This is a genomic window from Streptomyces mayonensis (assembly GCF_018982965.1).
GTDB classification, from domain to species: Bacteria; Actinomycetota; Actinomycetes; order Streptomycetales; family Streptomycetaceae; genus Streptomyces; species Streptomyces mayonensis.
The window spans coordinates 1-4,691 of the sequence record NZ_JACBYP010000219.1; the positions used below are offsets into that span (position 1 = coordinate 1).

The 4,691-nt window shown below is 72.6% G+C and carries 5 protein-coding genes; all 5 read right to left on the reverse strand.

Annotated features, from left to right (window positions below; all coding sequences use genetic code 11):
• On the reverse strand, nt 1–380 hold a 380-nt coding region (locus HZS56_RS37155; RefSeq protein WP_216725218.1), incomplete at its 3' end, for an adenosylhomocysteinase.
• 293 nt (nt 381–673) lie between these two features.
• A complete protein-coding gene (locus HZS56_RS37160; RefSeq protein ID WP_216725219.1) occupies nt 674–1,654 on the reverse strand; it encodes a cation diffusion facilitator family transporter in 981 nt (326 codons plus the stop codon).
• 178 nt (nt 1,655–1,832) lie between these two features.
• The gene (manA, locus tag HZS56_RS37165; protein ID WP_216725220.1) at nt 1,833–2,984 is read right to left on the reverse strand and encodes a mannose-6-phosphate isomerase, class I; all 1,152 of its coding nucleotides are present in this window, start codon (nt 2,982–2,984) and stop codon (nt 1,833–1,835) included.
• 217 nt (nt 2,985–3,201) lie between these two features.
• Nucleotides 3,202–4,329, reverse strand: coding sequence for an SIS domain-containing protein (locus HZS56_RS37170; RefSeq protein ID WP_216725221.1), 1,128 nt, complete (start codon nt 4,327–4,329; stop codon nt 3,202–3,204).
• Nucleotides 4,330–4,440: 111 nt separating this feature from the next.
• Complete coding sequence (locus HZS56_RS37175) at nt 4,441–4,611, reverse strand: Trm112 family protein (protein WP_216725222.1); 171 nt, start codon at nt 4,609–4,611, stop codon at nt 4,441–4,443.
• Nucleotides 4,612–4,691 lie beyond the last annotated feature (80 nt).

Here is a 4,691-nt window from a genome sequence, read left to right on the forward strand (position 1 = left end):
TCCGTGCACCACCAGTACTCCTCGAGCGTCTCGCCCTTCCAGGCGAAGACCGGGACACCCCGCGGGTTGTCGGGCGTACCGTTCGGGCCGACGGCGATGGCGGCGGCCGCGTGGTCCTGGGTGGAGAAGATGTTGCAGGACGCCCAGCGGACCTCGGCGCCCAGGGCGACCAGGGTCTCGATGAGCACGGCGGTCTGCACGGTCATGTGCAGGGAGCCGGTGACGCGGGCACCGGCAAGCGGCTGGGCCTCGGCGTACTCCTTGCGGATCGCCATCAGACCGGGCATCTCGTGCTCGGCGAGCGTGATCTCCTTGCGGCCGAACGCGGCCAGGGAGAGGTCGGCGACCTTGAAGTCCTGTCGGTTGTCGACAGTCGTCATTACGGGCTGCTCCTCGGGTTGGGTCGAGGTGGGTACGGCTGACCTGCGCGGCGGCGGACACAGGGGTGCCCCGAAGAGGACACTGGCATGCCCGCGTACACGCAGCGCAGTCCGTCGGAGGCCCTCTCTCCCTCGGCCGGTCCGTCCTGGACCGCCCGACCGCCATCAGCAGCGACGTCTGGCTCCGTCCCAAGCTACACCGCGTGCGCCCGCCGTCCCCAGTCCGCCTCCGAACACTTCCGGACGTTCACGAAGGGTGACGGGAGGCGGCGGGGGCACCAGCGGTCTGTCGGTCAGTGGTCGTCGGGCGGGGTGGCCGGGCCGCCGGGGGTGGCTTCGGGGTCCGGTCCCTTGACGGCCTCGGACTCGCTGTAGATGTCCGGTTCCAGGTAGATGACGCGGGCGATCGGTGCGGCCTCGCGGATGCGGGACTCGGCGGCGTTGATCGCGGCGGCGATCTCGGTGGCGGTGCCGTCGTGGCGGACGGCGATCTTGGCGGCGACGAGCAGTTCCTCGGGGCCGAGGTGGAGCGTGCGCATGTGGATGATGCCGGTGACCGTGTCGCCGGCGACGATCGCGGTCTCGATCTGCTGGAGGACCTCCGCGCCGGCGGCCTCGCCGAGCAGCAGGGACTTGGTCTCGGCGGCGAGGACCAGCGCGATCAGGATGAGCAGGATGCCGATGCACAGCGTGCCGATGCCGTCCCAGACGCCGTTGCCGGTCAGCAGGGCGAGGCCGACGCCGCCGAGGGCGAGGACGAGGCCGACGAGGGCGCCGAGGTCCTCAAGAAGGACGACCGGCAGTTCCGGGGCCTTGGCGTGGCGGATGAAGTCCTTCCAGGACTTCTTGCCGCGCAGGGGGTTGGACTCCTTGATGGCGGTCCGGAAGGAGAAGCCCTCCGCGATGATCGCGAAGACGAGAACGCCCACCGGCCAGTACCAGTGCTCCAGTTCGTGCGGGTGCTTGATCTTCTCGTAGCCCTCGTAGAGGGCGAACATGCCGCCGACCGAGAAGAGCACGATGGAGACGAGGAAGGCGTAGATGTAGCGCTCGCGGCCGAAGCCGAAGGGGTGTTGCGGGGTCGCCTCGCGCTGGGCGCGTTTGCCGCCCAGGAGCAGCAGCCCCTGGTTGCCCGAGTCGGCGACGGAGTGCACGGACTCGGCGAGCATCGACGACGATCCGCTGAAGAGGAACGCCACGAATTTCGCCACCGCGATCGAGAGGTTGGCGAGCAGTGCCGCCACGATCGCCTTGGTACCGCCTGACGCGCTCATGTGTCGCGTTGTCCCTTCGCCTTCGGCTGCTGCATCTGGTCTGCGTCCGTACGCCGGTGGGGGCGCGGCCGGTCAACGGCTTTGCCCCTCCTTTGCGGTGCGCCATTGTTGCAGCCCTGGCGGGCTGCGGGCGCCGGATGCCCTGTCCTGTGCCTGTCAGCCGTGTGCAGAGCTGGTGTCAGACGCGCACGGTGGCCCGGAAGAGCGTGCCTGTTCCGGACACTTCGGCTTTTTCGTGTGCGGGAACGAAGACGGAGTGGCCGGGGCCCAGCTCGTGTTCGCCGGCCCGTACGGTGCCGGCCGTGCAGAGCAGGATCTGCGGGGTGGGCAGGGTGAGGTCGTGGGCGCCGGGTACCTCGGGCAGGACGTAGCGGGACAGGCGGAACTCGTCCGTCGGAGTGTCGTAGACCTCTTCGCCGTCGGGGGACGCCTCGGGGCGGAGGATGCCGGGGTCGCCGGCCTCGAAGCGGACGATGCGCAGGAGTTCGGGGACGTCGACGTGCTTGGGGGTGAGGCCGCAGCGCAGGACGTTGTCGGAGTTGGCCATGATCTCGACGCCGAGGCCGTTGAGGTAGGCGTGCGGGATGCCGGCGCCCAGGTACAGGGCCTCGCCGGGCTGGAGCCGGACGTGGTTGAGCAGCATGGCGGCGAGGACGCCGGGGTCGGCCGGGTAGTGGTGGGCGATGTCGGCGTAGGGCGCGTAGGCGCCGCCGAGGCGGTCGCAGGCGGCCGCGGCCTCGGTGACCGTGTGGGACATCTCCTCGGGGTCGGCGGTGAGGATCGCGGTGAGGACCTCGCGCAGGGCGGCGTCCTCGGGGTGCGCCCGCAGCAGGTCCACGTAGGGCTTGAGGGAGGCGATGCCGAGGCCGTCGAAGAGGTCGGCCGCCTCGGCCGGGGCGCGGAAGCCGCACAGGCCGTCGAACTCGGTGAGGGCGCAGATGAGTTCGGGTTTGTGGTTGGCGTCCTTGTAGTTGCGGTGCGGGGCGTCGAGGGGGACGCCCCGGCGCTCCTCGTCCTCGTAACCGGCCCTGGCCTGGGCGAGGTCGGGGTGCACCTGGAGGGAGAGCGGGGCGCCGGCGGCTAGGAGCTTGAGGAGGAAGGGCAGCCGGGGGCCGAACCTGGCCACGGAGGCGGCGCCCAGTTCCCTCTCGGGGGCGGCGTCGACGACCTGGTCGAGGGTGCCCCGGCCGGTGCGGGAAGGGGCGCCCTGGTGGGCTCCCATCCACATCTCCGCCTGCGGTTCGCCGGTCGGCTCGGTCCCGAGGAGGTCGGGGATCGCGGTGGTGGAGCCCCAGGCGTAGGGGCGGACGGTGTTGTCGAGGCGGTCCATGGGCTCTCTCTGCCGGTGCGTGTCGTGATGCGTGCGGGTGCTCGCGTGCGGATTGGTGGTGGGTGGTGCGTAGTGGGTGGTGGGTGGTGTGTCGTGGTGGTGGTGCGTGAAGGGCTGCGTGGTGGTGGCGCGTGCGTGCCGTACTTGCGGTATTCGCGTGCGTGCCGTGCTCGCGGTACTGCGGTGTGTGCGCCCGGGCGCGGTGGTGGGTACGGGGTCAGGCGCCCGAGGCGAGCGCCAGGTAGACGGCGGCGAAGTCCGTGACGGCGATCAGCTCGGCGAGGGCCTCCAGTTCGCCGCCCGCTTCCGGCTCGAGTTCGCTGATCGGCGTGTCGTGGCCGAGGGCGAGGTCACGGGCGTTGGGGGCGGCGGTGAGTCCGCCGCTGGGGCGGTCGCGCAGGAGCACCACGCGCGCGTGCAGAGCGGGTGCTTCCTCCACGCGGTCACGGAAGAAGTCGTCGGGGTCGGCGGCTGCCGCGAGTTGGCCGGCGAGCAGGGCGTTGTGCGCGGCGAGCGCTTCGGGAAGGTCGGCGACGACGGCCGGGGTGCCGGCCAGTTCGGCGAGCGCGGCGGCGAAACGGCGGCCGGCGGGACCGGCGGAGGCGCCCTCGGTCCAGATGACCGGAAGGGACTCGGCCAGTTCGGCGGCCAGTGTCTTGGCGGGGTTGCCGTGGGTGGCGATGGCGGGACCGCAGCGTTCGGCGATGCGGTCGAGCCGGTCCGCGACCTTGGCGAGGGCCTCGGGCGGAGCGTCGAGCAGGGCGGTGCGGTCCAGCAGCGCGAGGAGCGGGGTGAGCAGGGCCCACAGGACGCCGGGGGCGGCTCCCGCGAGGGGCTCGTCGTGGTCGTAGGGGGCGGTCGCCATCGGGATGAACAGACCGTGGGAGGCGCTCACCCCGTCGCTGAGCGGGGATCGGGCGGGGGCGACGGCGACGACCGTGCAGCCCCGGCGGTATGCCTGTTCGGCGAGGAGGGACAGGCCCGGCTCGGCGCCGTCGGGGGTGGCGATCAGCAGGAGGTCCACGGAACCGGCCCAGCCGGGCAGTTCCCAGCGCAGGGCGCCCGCGGCGGGGGCGACGCCGGTGGGGGCGAGGCGGGTGACGGGACTGCCCGCTCCGGCGAGGGTGGCGAGGAGGTCGGCGGCGTGGGTGGCGGCGGCACCCGGGCCGGCGATCAGTACCGCGCGGGGGCGGCCGTCCGGCTTGAGGTCGCCGACACCGGCCTCGGCGGCGTGCCGTGCGGCGGTGCGGACCCGGGCACCGGCTTCGGCGGCGCCGCGGAGCAGGCCGCGGCGGTCGGCCTCGGTGAGGCGCTCCGGGGTGTCGAGGAGCGATTCGTCGAGCATGGCGGCAGGTCTCCGATCGCCGGGGCGTTCGTTCGGTTGCGCGGGTCGCCGGGGCCGTGGGCCCGGAGTGCGCGGAAGGGCCGGGGTGCCGGGCGCCTGGGCGTCCGTCCGTTACCCGGGGCGGCGGGCCTCGTCCACGAGGAGGACGGGGATGCCGTCGCGTACCGGGTACGCCAGGCCGCAGTCCTGGCCGGTGCAGATCAGCTCCGCGTCCTGCTCCTTGAGGGGGGCGTGGCAGGCGGGGCAGGCGAGGATCTCCAGGAGGCCGGCTTCGAGCGGCATGGTCGGGGTCCCTTCGGGGTGGTGGGGCTTGTGCGGATGTGCTGGTCAGGGTACCGCCGGTTTTGGGGGCGGTGTCGGGG

Excerpts from the sequence above, each read along its gene's own strand:
- HZS56_RS37160 (WP_216725219.1), bottom strand. The coding sequence starts at position 1,654 with ATGAGCGCGTCAGGCGGTACCAAGGCGATCGTGGCGGCACTGCTCGCC.
- manA (WP_216725220.1), bottom strand. The coding sequence starts at position 2,984 with ATGGACCGCCTCGACAACACCGTCCGCCCCTACGCCTGGGGCTCCACC.
- HZS56_RS37170 (WP_216725221.1), bottom strand. The coding sequence starts at position 4,329 with ATGCTCGACGAATCGCTCCTCGACACCCCGGAGCGCCTCACCGAGGCC.
- HZS56_RS37175 (WP_216725222.1), bottom strand. The coding sequence starts at position 4,611 with ATGCCGCTCGAAGCCGGCCTCCTGGAGATCCTCGCCTGCCCCGCCTGC.